The sequence below is a fragment of the Shewanella loihica PV-4 genome, from assembly GCF_000016065.1.
GTDB classification, from domain to species: domain Bacteria; phylum Pseudomonadota; class Gammaproteobacteria; order Enterobacterales; family Shewanellaceae; genus Shewanella; species Shewanella loihica.
Map to the genome: position 1 here is coordinate 3,903,748 of NC_009092.1, position 17,368 is coordinate 3,921,115.

Below are 17,368 nucleotides of genomic sequence, written 5' to 3' on the forward strand. Positions count from 1 at the left end.
GATGCTCACGATACCCTTGTGAGCCAGTATAACCCGGTTACCTTAACACCCAATTAATGACCATACAGGGTAATAGCAACAGATGCAGGAAAAATGTCTACTCGTCACCACCAGCTGCCCGGACAATGAGACGGCCAGCATCCTGGCCCGCGCCTTAGTGGAAGCCAAGCTGGCGGCCTGTATTCAGATCTCCGCCCCCGTCACCTCACTCTACACCTGGGAGGGTGAAGTGTGCCAGGAGACAGAGGTGTGCCTGCAGATAAAATGTCTCGCCCGTCATTACGACAAGCTGGAGCAACTCCTCTTGTCGCTGCACCCCTACCAAGTTCCCGAGCTGATCGCCACAGAGATCCACACAGGTTCGGCGGCTTACTTAGCATGGATAAAAGAAACCTCACTATCATGAAGAAAATACTGTTCCTCTTCCTCTCGACCCTGCTGTTGATCGCCCCCGGGGCGCAAAGTGAAAGCCTGTTCAGCAACAGTAAGTTTGATTTTCTTAAAGATGAACCTCAGCTGATGCCTGTGGATCAGGCCTTCGTCTTCGATGCCCAACAAGAGGGCAACCTGGTCAAGATCAGCTGGGTGATCGCCGACGGTTACTACCTGTATCGCGACAAGCTCAAGTTCACCGCCGACGGCGCGACCCTGGGTGAGATCCAGCTGCCTAAGGGCAAGGCTCACAGCGATGAGTATTTCGGCGAGCAGCAGGTCTACTACTCTTACGTCGAGGTGCCTGTGGCTCTCAAGGAAGCCACGGCCGAGGCCAACATCAGCGTGACCTTCATGGGCTGCGCCGAGGGTAAGCTCTGCTTCCCGCCCACGACGCGTAGCGCGCCCCTTACTCAGGTTGCCGCCAACGCGGGCTTGCTACCCGAGGCGATGAAGGCGACACCAGTTGCGAGTGAAACCGCTAGCAATCAGGCACCTATCACCCAACAGGATTCTCTCAGCCAGATGCTTTCTGGCGACAACCTGCTGTGGACCCTGGTGATCTTCTTCGGCCTGGGTATAGGCCTGGCGCTGACCCCCTGCGTCTTCCCCATGTACCCGATCCTGTCTGGCATCATTGTCGGCCAAGGCGAGAAGCTCTCTACCGGCAAGGCCTTCAGCCTCTCCATGGTCTATGTACAGGGAATGGCGATCACCTATTCGCTGCTGGGGCTTATCGTCGCCTCGGCGGGCATGAAATATCAGGCCGCATTACAACACCCTGCCGTGTTAGTGGGGCTGGCGATCCTCTTCTTAGTGCTCAGCCTCTCAATGTTCGGCCTGTACGAGCTACGCCTGCCGTCTAGCTGGCAGGAGAAGATGAATCGCTTCTCTAACAACCAAAAAGGCGGCAACGTCTTGGGCGTGTTTGTCATGGGGATCATCTCGGGTCTGGTGGCATCCCCTTGCACCACGGCGCCGCTGTCGGGCGCCCTGGTCTATGTGGCGCAAACCGGCGACCTGATGCAAGGCTTCCTGGCCCTCTATGTGCTCAGCATGGGCATGGGTCTGCCGCTGCTGATCATCGGTTCATCGGGCGGTAAGCTGCTGCCACGTGCCGGCGCCTGGATGGATGTGATCAAGACGGTGTTCGGCTTCCTGCTGATCGCAGTCTCTATCCTGATGATAGGCCGTATTTGGACCGGACTGGTGTCGGATCTGCTCTGGGCCCTGTGGGGCGTCAGTCTGACCGCCTATCTGATGCATCAGAACAAACTCACCGAGTTTAACTGGAAGCAGACGGTACGTTCTGTTCTCTTGTTACTGGCACTGCTGGGTAGCTTCTCCTATGGCTTCCAGGCCGTCATGACCAGCCTGGGCTATCAGGCCCATACGGGTGCGGTCAGCCATAAGGTGAGCCACAAGACCATCAAGAGCCTTGAAGATCTACAGGCCGAGGTGGCCGCCGCCAGCGCCCAGGGTAAGCCTGTGATGCTGGATCTCTACGCCGACTGGTGTGTCGCCTGTAAGGAGTTTGAGAAGATCACCTTCGTCGACCCTGAGGTGCAGGCCCGTCTGTCGCAGATGGTGTTCCTCCAGGCCGACGTGACCAAAAACGACGCCATCGATATCGAGCTGCTGGAGCACTACGAGGTGTTGGGCCTACCTACCCTCTTGATGTTCGACGCCAAGGGCGAGATCCGCGACGAGCTGCGCGTCACTGGCTTCATGAAGCCTGCCGAATTTGCCGCCCATCTGGATCACCTGCTAGCCAAATAAGCTCAGGCGGCCTCGCATAAGCTACCTAAAAACCTCCTGCGGGAGGTTTTTTATTAAGGGCTAAAAGATAGCTCGCTCATCAAAGTTTTCATTTATAGTTAACCCAATTCCTATACAATCAGGGGTATACCTCACGGACCTCTAGGAGCAACATGGAACCCGCCATCCTCATCATCACCTTAGCCTGTGGCATGCTTGTCAGTCGTATCGGTTTACCACCACTCATAGGTTATCTGGTCGCGGGCTTCGTATTGTTCCTCTTCGGTATCGACGAGAGCAGCCTGCCCCTATTGGAACAGCTGGCCGAGCTGGGTGTGACCCTGCTGCTGTTTGCCATCGGCCTCAAGCTGGATATTCGTAGCCTGTTTAAGGCCGAGGTGTGGGCGGGATCCAGCCTGCATCTGATGGGATCTATCATCTTCCTGGTGCCCCTGCTTAAGCTGCTCGGCCTGCTGGGGCTGGAGCAGCTGAGTGGCCTGGCCTTCAATCAGCTTACCCTGCTGGCCTTCGCGCTGAGCTTCTCCAGCACCATCTTCGCCGTCAAGGTGCTCGAAGATAAGGGCGACATGCAGTCCCTCTATGGCCGCGTCGCTATCGGTATTCTGATCATGCAGGATATCTTCGCCGTCGCCTTCCTCACCATATCCAAGGGGGATATCCCCTCCATCTGGGCCCTGGGGCTCCTGCTGCTGCCCTTCGCTAAGCCGCTCATCTACAAGGCGTTCGACAAGGTCGGTCACGGCGAGCTCTTGGTGCTCTTCGGTCTGGTGATGGCCCTGGTGGTGGGTGCTGGCCTATTCGAACTGGTCGGCCTCAAGCCGGATCTTGGCGCGCTTATCATAGGCATACTGCTGGCGGGTCACGCCAAGTCGTCTGAGCTGGCCAAGTCGCTCTTCTACTTCAAAGAACTGTTTCTGGTGGCCTTCTTCCTCACGGTCGGTCTCAACGGCCTGCCGAGCTTCGCCGACATCGGTCTGGCGGCCCTCTTGGTGCTTATCGTCCCAGTGAAGATAGTGCTCTTCCTCTATCTGCTGACCCACTTCAGGTTGCGTTCGCGCACCTCCTTGATGACCTCGTTCAACCTGGGCAACTACAGCGAATTTGGCCTGATCGTCGCCGCCGTGGCCACCAGCAAGGGCTGGCTACCCGGGCAATGGTTGGTGATCCTAGCAGTAGCCCTCAGCCTCAGCTTTTTGTTTGCCGCGCCGCTTAACGCCGCCTCGGCTCGCCTGTATCAGAAGTTTCAAAGTCGCTTGCAGAAGCTGGAAAGACACCCGCTACACCCCGAAGACAGACAGATCCCCGTGGGCAACCCCCGCTTCCTCATCCTGGGGATGGGACGTATCGGTAGCGGTGCCTACGACGAGCTGGCCAACCAGTTTGACGGTGAGATCCTGGGGATAGAACACAAGCAAGATCTGGTGGACTTCCATCGCCAACAGGGCCGCAACGTGGTTCAAGGCGATGCCTCGGATACCGACTTCTGGGAGAAGCTGGACAGGGCGCCGAATCTCGAGCTGGTGCTGCTGGCCATGCCCCACCACGCGGGTAACCAGTTTGCGGTGGAGCAACTAAAACGCTTGGATTATCAGGGCAAGCTCAGCGCGATCGTGCAATACAGCGAGGATGCCCAGTCCCTCAAGGCCGCCGGGGTACACAGCGTGTTCAACCTCTACGAGGCCGCCGGCGCCGGTTTTGTCGAGCATGTGGTTTGCGAGCTCAAGTCCGGCAAGCAGCACGAGGCCGATATCGCCGTCGAGACTCAGGAGATCACAGGCTAGCCCTAACTGCGCTCAAATCATAGATTGTATACATTATCCCAAATATCTTGTATTGTACTTGCCATCCTGCGATAAGATGGGAAGTACAATACTGTGCCGACAAAAAAACAAAAAACTAATCAATACAATACTTTCGGAAACATACTCAAGACCAGTCTCTGCCTATTAGCTGGCGCGACCGCTCAGGTCAGCGCCGCGGGCTATGACATCTGGCTCTATCCCTTAGCCAAACAGGCCGAGGCCCCCCACTGGCGACTCGGCGAGCCCATCAGGGTCAGCGACCGCCCGGGTTACGACAATCAGGCGGCATTTGGCCCCAAGGGCAAGCAGCTGGTGTTCGCCTCCGATCGCGCCGGTGATCATAACGACATCTATCGATTCGACATCGACACGGGCGAGATAACCGCTCTGACCCACACGCCTGAGATCAGCGAATACTCGCCTCGGCTAACCTCACAGGGTCTTACCTCTCAGATCCTCACCTATGTGGCCGAGCAGGGGGTGCCCCACCAGAGCATATGGCGGCAGTCACTGCATGATGAAACCGCTCCCGAGCGCGCGGTAAACAGCCTGATCCCAGCAGGTTACTATGCCAGGCTAGAGGGTATCGGCACCCTGATCTGGGCCAGATATGGCTATAACCTCTACTATGAGCCGGTTGGCGAAAGCGCCGACGAGCGCCACTTCGTGGTGAGCGATGTCGGGCGCAGCCTGCACGCCCTGCCGAGTATCAAGCAATTCAGCTACCTTAAGAAACGCATGGACGGCGAGCGCGTAGTCACCCTGTTCGACCCAGAATCTGGCAGCCACACGCCACTTATCGATCTAGGCCAGGGTAGTGAAGACTATGCCTGGAGCGCCGATGGCTGGCTGTTTAACTTTGAGGGCACTGTGCTTCGCAGCTGGCCCTACCCGCCGTTGGCAGGCACACATGAAAGAATGACCAAGACGCCGCAGCAAGAGCTGCCCGGTTGGCAGGCGGTAACTAAGCTTATCCCGCCGACGCCGCACCATCACAGCCCTTCTCGGATCGCCATCAGCCCCACTTTGGATTTTATTGCCATCACCTGGCAACGTAAGGACACGCCACAATGATCAACCGCTTCTCTCTGCTACAGAGACTCTCCTATACACTTGCATTCTCTCTAGTCTTTGGGCTGGTAGTCTCCAACCCGGCGCTGGCAAGGGATCGCTGGCAGGATCACACCCTATTCGAGGTCAACAAACTGGCGCCCCATGCCAGCTTCTTCGGTTATGAATCAGAGCCTCTGGCGCTGCTCGACGAGATGGACCGTAGCCAGCTTTATCTGGATCTCAACGGCCGCTGGCGCTTTCATCTAGCCAAGAATCCCGATGCCACCCCCAAAGAGTTCGCCGCTCCCGAGTTTGATGCCAGCCACTGGGGTAGCATACAGGTGCCGGGCAATTTCGAGACCCAGGGCTACGGCCACGCCATCTACCTCGACGAGCGCTATCCCTTCGACACGAAGTGGCCCGATGCGCCGAGCGATCACAACCCCACAGGCCTCTACCGCAAGACCTTTACCCTGCCCGCCCATTGGCAGCAAAAACAGGTGTTTATCCACATAGGCGCGGCGCGCTCGGCCCTCACCCTGTTCGTCAATGGCCGTGAGGTCGGCTATAGCCAGGGCGCCAAGACCCCGGCTGAGTTCGACATTACCCCCTACCTGCAAGCGGGCGACAATCTAGTCGCCATGCAGTTGATCCGCTGGAGCGACGCCAGTTACCTGGAAAGCCAGGATATGCTGCGCATGACAGGGATAGAGCGCGAGGTCTACCTCTATGCCACCCCCAAGCAGCGCATAGAAGATATTCAGGTTGTCACTCATCTAAACGAGGATCTCACCCGCGCCAAGCTCGCCATCAGGGTCGATATCGCCAGCCACCAGCCAGGGGTAAGAGCCCTTGAATTGGAGGCGCGCCTGCTGGATCCCCAGGGCAAGCCGGTCGCGAAAGCTAACCAACGCCTGAGCCTGAAAGGCGATGCCAAGCCCGTCTTTAGCCAGACCCTAATATCCCCCAAGCTGTGGAACGCCGAGATGCCGAATCTGTACCGGCTCATCCTGACCCTCAAGACAGAAAAAGGAGAGACGCTTCAGGTCGCCAGTCAGCAGATAGGCGTGCGCAAGATCGCCATCGAAAACGGCCAGCTTAAGGTCAACAACAAGGCGATCACCATACGCGGCGTGGATCGTCACGAGACAGATCCCCAAACCGGCCATGTGGTCAGCCGAGAAACCATGGAGCTGGATATCCGCTTGATGAAGCAAAACAATATCAATGCGGTGCGCTCCAGCCACTACCCCAATCATCCCTACTGGCTCAGCCTCGCCGACCGCTATGGCCTGTATGTGATCGATGAGGCCAATATAGAGTCCCACCCGCTGGCGATAGACGACAAGACCCAGCTGGGCAACGAGATGAGCTGGCTGCCCGCCCATCAGGCGCGCATCGAGCGTATGGTCGAGCGCGACAAGAACCACCCCTCGGTGATCATCTGGTCTCTGGGTAACGAGGCCGGTGAAGGCAAGCTGTTTGAGCGCCTCTATCAGTGGATAAAACGGCGGGATCCCAATCGACCTGTGCAGTATGAACCGGCGGGCGAGGCGCCTTACACGGATATCGTCGCCCCCATGTATCCCTCCATCGAGCGGATACGCGAATATGCCGAGCGTGCCAGCGACCGACCGCTGATCATGATCGAATACGCCCACGCCATGGGCAACTCGGTAGGCAACCTGCAAGACTACTGGGATGTGATAGAGGCCTATCCCCAGCTGCAGGGCGGCTTCATCTGGGACTGGGTGGATCAGGCGCTGGCCTTCAGCAACGATTTAGGTCAGAGGTACTGGGCCTACGGCAAGGACTATCACCCCGATATGCCCACAGACGGCAACTTCCTCAACAACGGCCTGGTGGATCCCGACCGTAACCCCCATCCCCACCTGAGTGAGGTGAAAAAGGTCTATCAACCCATCAAGTTGAGAGACTTTAAGGTTGAGGGTGATAAGGCCTCAGTGAATCTCATCAACGGCTTCGACTTCGCCTCCACCTCAGGCCTGAGCCTGAACTGGACGCTACAAAAAGATGGCAAGATCATCGCCAGCAAGCGCCAGGCCATGCCGATACTCTCCCCCGGCGAGCAGGCCCGTGTCAGCCTCACCCTGCCGGGCAAACAGAGCCTCAGCGCCCCCTTCGAGTATCACCTGCTACTCGAGGTACTGGTCGATACCCCTAGACCCCTGCTGCCGAGCGATCTCCGCATCGCCTTCGAGCAGTTCGCCCTGCCGCGCTTCGGGACTAAAGCCGCTTATCAAGTAAAGAAAAACCAGGCCAAGATCAGCGAAGATAGCGGCAGCTATCGCCTCACCTCGGGTGAGCTGAGCTATGAGTTTGACAAACGCAGCGGCTGGCTGACCCAGATCTACCAAGAGGGAGAGCCCCAGCTTAAGGCGCCACTGATGGCCAACTTCTGGCGCGCGCCAACCGACAACGACCTGGGTAACCAGATGCCGGATTGGGCAGGGGCCTGGCAAGACGCGGCAACGGAGCTAGAAGTCACGGCAATCGACGCCGACCTAGCCCTTGGCCTGACCATCAGCCAGACCCATGCCGAGAAGGGCTTTAGCCTGCGCACCCGCTATAGCCTGGATAATGCCGGACGCCTGATGGTCGACAGCCAGTTTATCCCTGGGAATAAGCCGCTTGCCGATCTGCCCCGCTTCGGCTTCAGCACCAGGCTAGGCTTTGAGCACAGATACCTGAGTTACTTTGGCCGCGGCCCAGAGGAGACCTACGCCGATCGCCAGTCGGGCAATCCCCTGGGCTGGTACGCCCTACCGATAGAGCAAACCTATCACAGATACCCAAGACCCCAGGAGACTGGGCAGCGCACTCAGGTGCGCTACGCCGCGGTGACAGATCAAAGGGGTCAAGGTTGGCTGGCGATCGCTAACCAGGCTCACGCAGGAGAACAGGACAGAAAGGAGGCAGATGAGGTCGCCACCCTACAGACCAGCCTCTGGCCCTTCGCCCAGGCCGACATAGATTTTCGCCGCGGCGATGCCCAGGACTCGGCCTCGGGTCTGGTGGCCGTCACCCGCAACCACGGCGCCGAGATCCCGCTAAGGGAGTTCGTCACCTGGAACATCGATTACCGCCAGATGGGCGTCGGCGGTGATACCTCCTGGGGCCGTCCTGTGCACGGGCCCTACCGCATCAAGGCCGAGCCGATCCGCTTCGGCTTTACCCTGATGCCAGTGAGCAGCGATGACGATATCCGCACCCTGGCAAGACAATAACAATAAGGAAGCAAGCAGATGGAACAGACAATACAGGTGGCGATCTTCGTCGCCCTCACGACGCTGGTCGCCCTGATCACCTACCTCAAGTGTCGCAAGGTGACCCGAGACGCCAACGACAGCCGCGACTACTTTCTCGCCGGCGGCGGCCTGAGCTGGATAGTGGTCGCCGGCTCCTTGATGATGACCAACATCAGCGCCGAGCAGATCGTCGGCATGAATGGTGCCCAGACCCTGCTGGTCGCCTGGTGGGAGATAGCCGCCGCAATCGGTCTGATCATCCTGGCCAAGTGGCTGATCCCCATCTATTACCGCTACAACTGCACCACCACCACAGAGCTGCTGGAGCGTAAGTATCAGGACAAGGGGATCCGCGCCATGGTCTCACTGCTCTTCATGCTAGGCTACGCCTTCATCTTGCTGCCGGTGGTGCTCTACACGGGTTCGCTGTTTATGAAGTCCATGTTCGGCCTCTCCATCTCTGTCACCGTGCTGGCGATCATCTTCGCCGTGGTGGGCGCCATCTACGCCATCTTCGGCGGCCTGAGAGCCATCGCCATCTCAGATACCCTCAATGGCCTGGGGCTGATCTTGATGGGGCTGGCGGTCTCCTATCTGGCAATGCACGCCGTGGACTGGGATCTCTCCGGCATCCCGCTGGAACGCCTGACCCTGATCGGCGATAGCCAGTCGGATATTCCCTGGTCGACCCTGCTTACCGGGATGATCTTCATTCAGATCTTCTACTGGGGCACCAACATGGTGATCACCCAGCGCGCCCTGGCCGCCAAGTCGGTGAAGGAGGCGCAGAAGGGCCTGTACGCCGCCGTGGTGATGAAGCTGATCATCCCGGTGATCGTGGTGCTACCGGGCATAGTCGCCTTTAAGCTCTATGGCGATGTGGGCGACGTGGCCTACGGCAAACTAGTGGGCGACCTGCTGCCTAGCTGGCTCTCTGGCGCCTTCGCCGCGGTGATCGCCGGCGCCGTGCTCAGCTCCTTCAACTCCTGTCTCAACTCGGCCGCCGCCCTCTACACCTGCGACATCCACCAAAACTACATCAACGCCGATGCCGACGTGCGCAAGATAGGCTCCCGGGTCGCTCTGCTGTTCACCCTGATCTCGGTCGCCCTGGTGCCCCTGTTTGCCCGCTCGGAGAGCATCATTGCCCTGCTGCAACAGCTCAACGGCCTCTACTCGATGCCGGTACTGGCGGCCTTTATCTGTGCGCTAGTCTTCAAAAATGTCAGCGCCAAGGCGATAAAATGGGGGCTGGTCTTCGGGGTCTTGCTCTATGCCCTGTTCACCTTCATCTGGAGTCCGCTGCACTTCATTCACCTGATGGCGATCACCCTGCTGGCGACCATACTGGTTACCCTGGTCTTTAGTCGCCTGTTTGCCCAGCCTGTCATCGCCCCCGTCGCCGAGCCAACCCTGGACTAAGCTATTTGACCAGAGCAAACAGACCCGTTCCAGGTTTTCCCTGCCGAGCCCATGATGGCTCGGCAAGTGGCCAAGATAAAACATCTGGTTAACACTAGAGCCAATCGGCGATATTTTCCCGATCCCAGCTGACAAATCTCAGTTACATCAATGACTGAGACGTGATATAAAAATGACAAGGATGACTCATGGTTGTTACCACCATGAACAAGACTGCCCACAGGGGCAGAGAACGCTAACTTTTTCTGAGAAGTTCAACACCAATGTCGAATACCGCACAGCGCGCCAATAAACTTTTTGTGCAGACCTTTGGTACCACGGCCGATGACCTGTATCAGGCGCCGGGCCGGGTTAACCTGATCGGCGAACATACAGATTACAACGATGGGTTCGTCCTCCCCGCCGCCATCAACTTTAGAACCGTTATCGCAGTGAAACAGCGCGACGACGATAAGTTCCGCGCCGTATCCGACGCCTTTCCCGGCAAGATCTACACCTGGCACTTCGGCCAGGAGGGTGAGATGGACCCCAACGACAGCTGGATCAATTACCTCAAGGGCTTTACCGCGGCGGTATCGGCCAGCGGCCTGCCTGCCAAGGGGATGGATCTGGCGGTAGTAGGTAGCGTCCCCCTAGGGGCGGGGCTCTCCTCGTCTGCGGCACTGGAGATCGCCTTCGGCACCGCGCTCAACGATTGCAGCCAGCTCAGACTATCGCCTCTGGCGGTGGCCCAGATGGCCCAGCGCGGCGAAAACCAATATGTCGGCTGCGCCTGCGGCATCATGGATCAGATGATCAGCGCCATGGCTCAAGAGGAGCATGCCCTACTGATCGACTGTGAAGATCTCGACTGCGAGCCAGTGCCCATACCCGAAAGCCTGAGCCTGATCATAGTCAACTCCAACGTCCCCCGCGGCCTGGTGGACAGCGAATATAACCTGCGCCGTGAACAATGCGAGCAGGTCGCCGAGCATTTCGGCATCGAGAGCCTACGTCATCTTGAGCTGCGTACCCTGGAAGGGGCCAAGGATGAGCTGCCGGAGGTCTGTTACCGCCGGGCGCGCCATGTGCTGAGCGAAAACCGCCGCACCCAGAATGCCGCCCACGCCCTAGAGGCGGGTAACATCGCCAAGCTGAGCGAGCTCATGGCCCAGTCGCACCAATCGATGCGTGACGACTTTGAGATCACCGTGCCCGAGATCGACAAGCTGGTCGAGATCATCGACGCAGTGGTCGGCGATCGCGGCGGCGTGCGCATGACGGGTGGCGGCTTCGGCGGCTGCGTCGTGGCTCTGGTGGATCACGACCTTACCGACGCCGTGGTCGAGGCGGTCGAGCGCCAATATCAGGCGGCGACAGGCCTGGAAGCCAGCGTCTACCTCTGCTCGGCGAGCCAAGGCGCCTCAAGGTTGGACGAGGAGCTCTACTAATCGCGGGTCATAGAGTGTAAATCGCTGTTTAGAATACGTATTCATACCCTCGTCCAGGGGCGAGATAATACAATAGGATCCCAACTTTAATCGCTTAAGGAAAAGATTATCATGGTACGTTTTCGCCCGCTCGATGCCTGGAACGATCCCCGTGGTGGCCAGATTGAACGCATCATCATAGACAACGGCACCCTGGCCATCGAGGTGCTCAGCCTCGGCGGCATTATCCGCTCCCTCTGGGCGCCGGATAACAAGGGCGAGCGTGGCAATATCGTACTGGGCTGCGACAGCGCCCAGGATTATCTGACCCAAGACGCCCACCTGGGCGCCATCGCCGGACGCTACGCCAACCGCATCGCAGGCGCCCGCCTGAGCCGGGACGGTCAAGCATTCAGTCTGGACAACAACCATCAGGACAACTGCCTGCACGGTGGCCGAGAGGGCTTCAACCGTAAGCAGTGGCATATCGGCCAACTCAGCGATGGCGTGCGCCTCAGCCTGTTCAGCCCGGATGGCGACATGGGCTTTCCCGGTAACGCCAATGTCCAGCTCGACTACCGCCTGGTGGGCAACAACCTCTATGTGGAGATCCTCGCCAGCACAGATAAACCCTGCCCCATCAGCCTGACCCAGCACAGCTACTTCAACCTGGAAGGTTCAAGCGAGCGCAGCAGCCTGGGACATATCATCCAGAGCGACAGCCAGCACTACCTCACCACTGATGAGCAGGGGATCCCGACAGATGTGACTCAGGTAGCCGGCACGCCGCTGGATCTCAGCCAGGGACAGTCCCTCGCGAGCCTCAAAACGGCGCTGGAAGCCGAGCCGACAAGGGGCATAGATCACTGCTACCTGACGCCCAACCATGACGGCAAGGCCCTGAGCCGCTTCGGCACTGTCAGCGCCCCGGCCTCAGGCAGACGAATGACCCTCTACACCAATCAGCCAGGTGTACAGATCTACGGCAGTAACTTCCTCGAGGGCACCCTTGGCAAGCAAGGGCAGAAACTGGCCTCATATCAGGCGGTATGCGTCGAGCCACAGCAACTGCCCGACGCGCCCAATCAGGCACACCTAGCGGGCACGCCTTGGCTGATGCCGGGCGAGGTGTATCACCACATGAGTCGCTATCAGTTCGATCTCATCAAATGAGATGCTAACGGGAAAAGAGATTAGAGAAGTAAAATGATTTAGGTAGGGGTTCCAGAGGGACCGGAACCTCTTACCTAAGAATGGCGGCGAACTAAGCAGGAGTCCTGGCAGGTTGCCTAGTTGCGATCGTCATCATCAGACCAATCATCATAGCCGTCGTCCAGGCTATCGACTTCGAGTTCGACATCATCATCGTCGTCATCGCTGGCGCCTTCTTCGGCATCCACCTTCACCTTCTTAGGCGCTGGTGCAGGTTTAGCATGAATCGCCTCAACCCAACCGGCATGCTGCTGCATGAAGGCGGCTCGGGTAGCTAACCAGTTCGCGTCATATTCAGCTTTAGCGGCCTTAAGTTCCTCTTCCGTAAGGTCATGCAGGTTCACCTTAACGATGTCCTCGGCATATTCAATCACGGCATCTCTTACCGTGTTATAAAGATAAACTCGTCCCGCCGTGGCTTCGGGAAACTCTTTGTCGTGAATGAGGATAGTATTACCTCGAGCCGTACGAAGTTCACCATACCAAACAGGTTCTTTAGACGTGTCATACATATATGCTAATACCCTTAAATCAACACATACCAATATAAAATTATAAAGCTGACAACAGTTAGCTTAGTCACTGCCATCGCCACAAACGCCTCTGGACAATAGCCCACACATTTTTAATAAATACCGCCAGAAATCAATAGCCAAATGGATCTATTTTATTTAATTGCTATCAAAATGTTCACTCGGTAGATACTAGTAACGAATTTAGCCGATCAAATCAGTTATTCAAGTTTTTTCTAACCTACTTTATACCAAAGTTAACGGACCGCTCAGCCCCCATGAACGCGCGGCTTGTCACACCCGTTGACGACTAGTCATTCGCCACCTTGAGCACCAGCTTTCCTCTGTGTTGCCCCGACTCCATCAGGGCGTGGGCCTTGGCCGCATCACCCAGTGCAAACTCGGCATACAGGTGAGGTACCAGGCTGCAGCCCTCCTGGGTGTCAAACTTAGGCCACACCTGCTCACGCAGGCCATCGGCGATCGCCTGCTTAGCCGCCACCGATTGCGGCCTCAGGGTCGCCCCCGTCCAGCAGATACGCTTGGCCATCAAGAGCGCCACATCCACCTCGGCGCGCCTACCCCGCTGCAGGGCTATGGTGACCAGGCGCCCCTCGATTGCCAGCGCCTTGAGGTTAAGATCGATAAGGTCACCCGAGGCCATATCCAGCACCAGATCTACCCCTTGAGGCGCCACCGCCTTTATCTGAGCCAGCAGATCCTCGTCGTGGTAGTTAAAGCCGTGGTCGGCCCCCAGGGCGAGGCAGTAGTCAATCTTCTCCTGACAGCCGCAGGTGACCAGCACCTTAACAGCGAATTGTTTCGCTAAGGTGACCGCCGCCGAGCCGATACCGCCCGAGCCACCATGAATAAGCACAGTCTCACCCGCCTTAAGGCCGCCGCGCATGAACATGTGTCCCCACACGGTGAAGAAGGTCTCTGGCAGGGCCGCCGCCTGGGCCATGGTCACTCCTGTGGGAATAGGCAGGCAGTGCACGCCCCAGGTCGTCACATACTCGCCATAGCCACCGCCGGGTACCAGGGCGCACACCCTGTCCCCCAACTGCCAGCCGGTCACCGCATCGCCCACGGCTACTACTGTCCCCGATACCTCCAACCCCAAGATCTCGCTGGCACCGGGCGGCGGTGGATAGAGGCCGCGGCGCTGGGCGATATCCGGGCCATTCACCCCGGCGTATTCCACCTTGATCAGCAGCTGATCCGGCGCGAATTCGGGCAAGGGACTCTGCGCCAACTCCAGCACCTCGGGCCCACCAGGGGCGTTAAATTGCACATGGGTATAGTGTGTGGGAAGCATTGACATGGCGGCTCCTAACATTAGCGGGCGTTAATGCTGTCGAGGCTAGCGCGAAATGGGTGAATTGGGCAAGCCTTAGCCGTCATCCTTATACGCCTTGGGCGACAAAAACAAACAGCAGCTCACAAATATCTTTACCATTAGTAAGTTAGATATAAAAGATTTGTCGCCCCGTCAGAGCTTTATGTTATGGTGTTAAAGTGCCAGCAGGCTTTACGCCCATTTATCACCTAAGCTTAAAGTCCGATATGCTGCAATCTGTTATCACCAGAAGGGGCTGCACCTGCGATGAATGTAGACTTTATCAATCCTTTTCTCGATTCCCTGCTCAATGTGCTCAAGACCATGGCCAACATGGAGCTCAAACCCGGCAAACCTAACCTTAAAAAAGATAACCTGGCCAAGGGCGATGTATCTGGCCTGATCGGCATGGTCGGCCCTCAGACCAAGGGCTCGCTGTCGATCACCTTCGAAGAAACCTTGATCTTGGAGATCATGAACAAGATGCTAGGGGAGAAGCCGGAGAGCATAGACGAAGAGGTGACGGATCTGGTGGGCGAGCTGACCAACATGGTGACCGGCGGCGCCAAGAATCTGCTGAGCGATAAGGGCTACGAGTTCGATATGGCGACCCCAATAGTGGTGTCGGGTAAGAACCACACCATAGCCCACAAGTCGGACGGGCAGAAGATCATCATGCCCTTCAGCAGCATCTACGGCACCGCCTACATAGAGATCTGCTTCGAAGGCTAACCAGCGCAGCATTACTCAAGTAATGATTAGAAAGGCTGGTTCACCATGACCCAGAACTGGCTTTCCTCCTCGCCGATGGCGAGATCGGTACGCACCACCACACCTTCCACCTCAAAACGAATACCGGCGCCGAAGCTGGTTTTCATCTGGCTGTGCAGGCTATCTAAGGCAAACTCATCGCTCACCTTGCCCGCCTCGACAAATGCCGTCCATTGCCACCAGGGAATATCGAACCAGCGAAACACCGGCAGGCTCTGCAATGGCTGCCACTTGGGCTCTAGCCGATATTCGGCCGCATATAACAAGGCGCTGCGGCCGGTGAACTGATCGCCGCTGTAACCACGCAGGCGCTTAAAGCCCCCCAGGCCCACCCCGGCAAATCCAGGCGGACGCCCGTTGGTGTGACTGTTCGGGTCATAGTCGTTCCAGGTAGGGGTGTCGGCGAGATAAAAGTTAAAGGCCAATACCCGACTGTCGAACCAGCCAGATTGCCCAAGGGACAGGTAGAGGCTCTGCTCAAACTCCCAGGTGGTCCAGCTCTGACGCTGGCTACTGCCCCAGTCGCGGGTCAGGGTCAGGCTGGTGCGCCCGCCCTGCTTGCTGTTCTCACGATCGTCGCGGTTGTCCCAGGCAAGCTCTAGCTCCAGGCCGCGGGCCGATTGAGGCAGCGACTCATATCCCTCCAGGCGTTGCTCGGTATAAAAAGGGGTCAGCTCTATGCTGCTCACCCCAGAGGTGAGTGGGTTCCATTCCTGGCTGCCTAAGGGTGCGCTGCGCAAACTAGCGGCCGCTCCCTTGGCGCCTCGCCCCCAGGGCAGCACATATTTAAGGTGCAGCCTGGCAAAGGATTCATCCCCCTGAGTCACCACTCGCTCGGGGGCATCGGCGGCGCGTCCCACCTCTTGCCCGGGAATGTAGAAGATCCCTTCTGTGTAGCGGGCGCGGTAATACTCACCGGAAAACAACCAGCTATCGACACCCGGCAGCTGATAGTCGTTGGCGCCAAGATAGGTGACCCAGGAGTCGTTGGCCGTGCCCAGCCCCAAGGCAAACAGGGAGGCCTGACGCTGCCCCGCATGCTTGACCACAGCGGCGGCGCCTACAGAGGTACTCAGGCTCTCGGTGGCGAAGATGAAGGGCACGGCCACATACTCGGCCTCGGTGCCATCATCGCTGCTTACCTGAACCTGAGGTGCCAGGTCATCGCTGGCCAGTGCCTGCTGGGTGGCTAAGGCGAGCAAGCCTGTAAAAAACAGACGGCTAGCCCGAGAAGCTAGCCGCGTGAGAGATATTTTCGCCATCAACAAATTAGTCATCTGATCATTCGAGGCAGACGGCGACGCGGGGAGTCAGCTTAGTCACCAGCTCATAGGCGATAGTGCCGATATGCTCGGCCACCTCTTCGACCGGCAGCGCCTTGCCCCAGAGCACGGCGGTATCGCCCACCTTGTCTGTGGCATCCAGGCCGAGATCCACCGTCAGCATATCCATGGAGACACGTCCCACCACGGGTACCAGGCGGCCATTGACCCAGACAGGGGTGCCTTCTGGGGCGTTGCGGGGATAACCGTCGCCATAACCTATGGCCACCACACCTAGCTTGGTATCTTGCTTGGCGCGCCAGTAGCTGCCATAGCCGACGGGATCGCCGGCCTTATGATCCCGTACCGCAATCAGCTGAGACACCAGCTCCATGGCGGGCTCCAGGCCATGATTGCGACCGAGATCGCCAACCACAGGCGAAACGCCATAAAGCGCGATCCCCGGACGGATCCAGTCGGCCTGAGTCGCCTGCCAGTAGAGGGTCGCGGCCGAGTTGGCCAGGGTGCGATCACCCGGCAAGTTCGCCGTCATCTGCTCGAAGCGGCGCGCCTGCTCGGCGGTCGCCGGATTATCCGGCTCGTCGGCGCAGGCAAAATGTGTCATCAGATTAATGGGCTTGGCCACGTTGGCACAGGCCTGCAGACGCTGATAGATAGCCTCAAACTGATCCAGGTTAAAGCCCAGACGATGCATGCCGGTATCTATCTTCATCCACACTGTCACCGGCTTGGCTAGGCTGGCGGCCTCCAGCATCTCGAGCTGGGATTCGTGGTGCACCACGGTATCGATATCATGCTCGACTAGGGTCGCCACGTCGCTTGGGCGAAAGAAGCCTTCCAGCAGAAGCAGCTTGGCGCTCACACCACCGGCCCTGAGCTCCAGTGCCTCTTCGAGGCGCGCCAGGCCGAAACCGTCGGCGCTGGCCAGACAATGGGCCACATTCAACAGGCCGTGACCATAGCCGTTGGCCTTCACCACGGCCATCACCTTACTCTGGGGTGCCAGCTGGCGTAATCGCTTTAGGTTAGCTTTCAGCGCATCGCCGCTGATCTCTGCTCGGGGAAAGGGTTTCAAACAATAACCT

At 58.1% G+C, this 17,368-nt stretch carries 13 protein-coding genes; 9 read left to right on the forward strand and 4 right to left on the reverse strand.

Annotated features, from left to right (window positions below; translation table 11 throughout):
• The first annotated feature begins 82 nt into the window (after positions 1-82).
• From cutA to SHEW_RS16935, 8 genes are all read left to right on the forward strand, one after another.
• On the forward strand, positions 83-406 hold the full coding sequence (gene cutA / locus SHEW_RS16900) for a divalent-cation tolerance protein CutA (protein WP_011867061.1): 324 nt from the start codon (positions 83-85) through the stop codon (positions 404-406).
• Positions 403-2,211 carry a protein-disulfide reductase DsbD gene (locus SHEW_RS16905; RefSeq protein ID WP_011867062.1) on the forward strand — a complete coding sequence of 603 codons (1,809 nt, stop codon included), beginning with the start codon at positions 403-405 and terminating at the stop codon, positions 2,209-2,211. Before cutA ends, SHEW_RS16905 begins: the two co-directional genes overlap by 4 nt.
• A gap of 152 nt (positions 2,212-2,363) precedes the next feature.
• On the forward strand, positions 2,364-3,992 hold the full coding sequence (locus tag SHEW_RS16910; RefSeq protein ID WP_011867063.1) for a cation:proton antiporter domain-containing protein: 1,629 nt from the start codon (positions 2,364-2,366) through the stop codon (positions 3,990-3,992).
• Positions 3,993-4,085: 93 nt separating this feature from the next.
• Complete coding sequence (locus SHEW_RS16915) at positions 4,086-5,087, forward strand: TolB family protein (RefSeq protein WP_011867064.1); 1,002 nt, start codon at positions 4,086-4,088, stop codon at positions 5,085-5,087.
• On the forward strand, positions 5,084-8,314 hold the full coding sequence (locus SHEW_RS16920; protein WP_011867065.1) for a glycoside hydrolase family 2 TIM barrel-domain containing protein: 3,231 nt from the start codon (positions 5,084-5,086) through the stop codon (positions 8,312-8,314). The genes SHEW_RS16915 and SHEW_RS16920 overlap by 4 nt, the downstream gene beginning before the upstream one ends.
• A gap of 18 nt (positions 8,315-8,332) precedes the next feature.
• Positions 8,333-9,757, forward strand: a complete 1,425-nt coding sequence (locus SHEW_RS16925) for a solute:sodium symporter family transporter (RefSeq protein ID WP_011867066.1) — start codon at positions 8,333-8,335, stop codon at positions 9,755-9,757.
• A gap of 263 nt (positions 9,758-10,020) precedes the next feature.
• Positions 10,021-11,187 (forward strand): galactokinase, encoded by a 1,167-nt coding sequence (gene galK, locus SHEW_RS16930; RefSeq protein WP_011867067.1) that lies wholly within the window; start codon positions 10,021-10,023, stop codon positions 11,185-11,187.
• 111 nt (positions 11,188-11,298) lie between these two features.
• Positions 11,299-12,339 (forward strand): aldose epimerase family protein, encoded by a 1,041-nt coding sequence (locus tag SHEW_RS16935; RefSeq protein WP_011867068.1) that lies wholly within the window; start codon positions 11,299-11,301, stop codon positions 12,337-12,339.
• 116 nt (positions 12,340-12,455) lie between these two features.
• Here SHEW_RS16935 and SHEW_RS16940 read toward each other — a convergent pair whose 3' ends face one another.
• Together SHEW_RS16940 and SHEW_RS16945 are read right to left on the reverse strand one after the other, a co-directional pair.
• Positions 12,456-12,890: a hypothetical protein gene (locus SHEW_RS16940; protein ID WP_011867069.1), complete on the reverse strand. Its 435-nt coding sequence runs from the start codon at positions 12,888-12,890 to the stop codon at positions 12,456-12,458.
• Positions 12,891-13,200: 310 nt separating this feature from the next.
• Positions 13,201-14,214, reverse strand: coding sequence for an NAD(P)H-quinone oxidoreductase (locus tag SHEW_RS16945; protein WP_011867070.1), 1,014 nt, complete (start codon positions 14,212-14,214; stop codon positions 13,201-13,203).
• Between the two features lie 282 nt (positions 14,215-14,496).
• Here SHEW_RS16945 and SHEW_RS16950 point away from each other — a divergent pair, with 282 nt between their 5' ends.
• Positions 14,497-14,961, forward strand: a complete 465-nt coding sequence (locus SHEW_RS16950; protein WP_011867071.1) for a chemotaxis protein CheX — start codon at positions 14,497-14,499, stop codon at positions 14,959-14,961.
• A gap of 26 nt (positions 14,962-14,987) precedes the next feature.
• Here SHEW_RS16950 and SHEW_RS16955 read toward each other — a convergent pair whose 3' ends face one another.
• Together SHEW_RS16955 and alr are read right to left on the reverse strand one after the other, a co-directional pair.
• The gene (locus SHEW_RS16955) at positions 14,988-16,262 is read right to left on the reverse strand and encodes a BamA/TamA family outer membrane protein (protein WP_223294737.1); all 1,275 of its coding nucleotides are present in this window, start codon (positions 16,260-16,262) and stop codon (positions 14,988-14,990) included.
• Positions 16,263-16,281: 19 nt separating this feature from the next.
• A complete protein-coding gene (gene alr / locus SHEW_RS16960) occupies positions 16,282-17,358 on the reverse strand; it encodes an alanine racemase (protein ID WP_011867073.1) in 1,077 nt (358 codons plus the stop codon).
• Between the last annotated feature and the right edge of the window lie 10 nt (positions 17,359-17,368).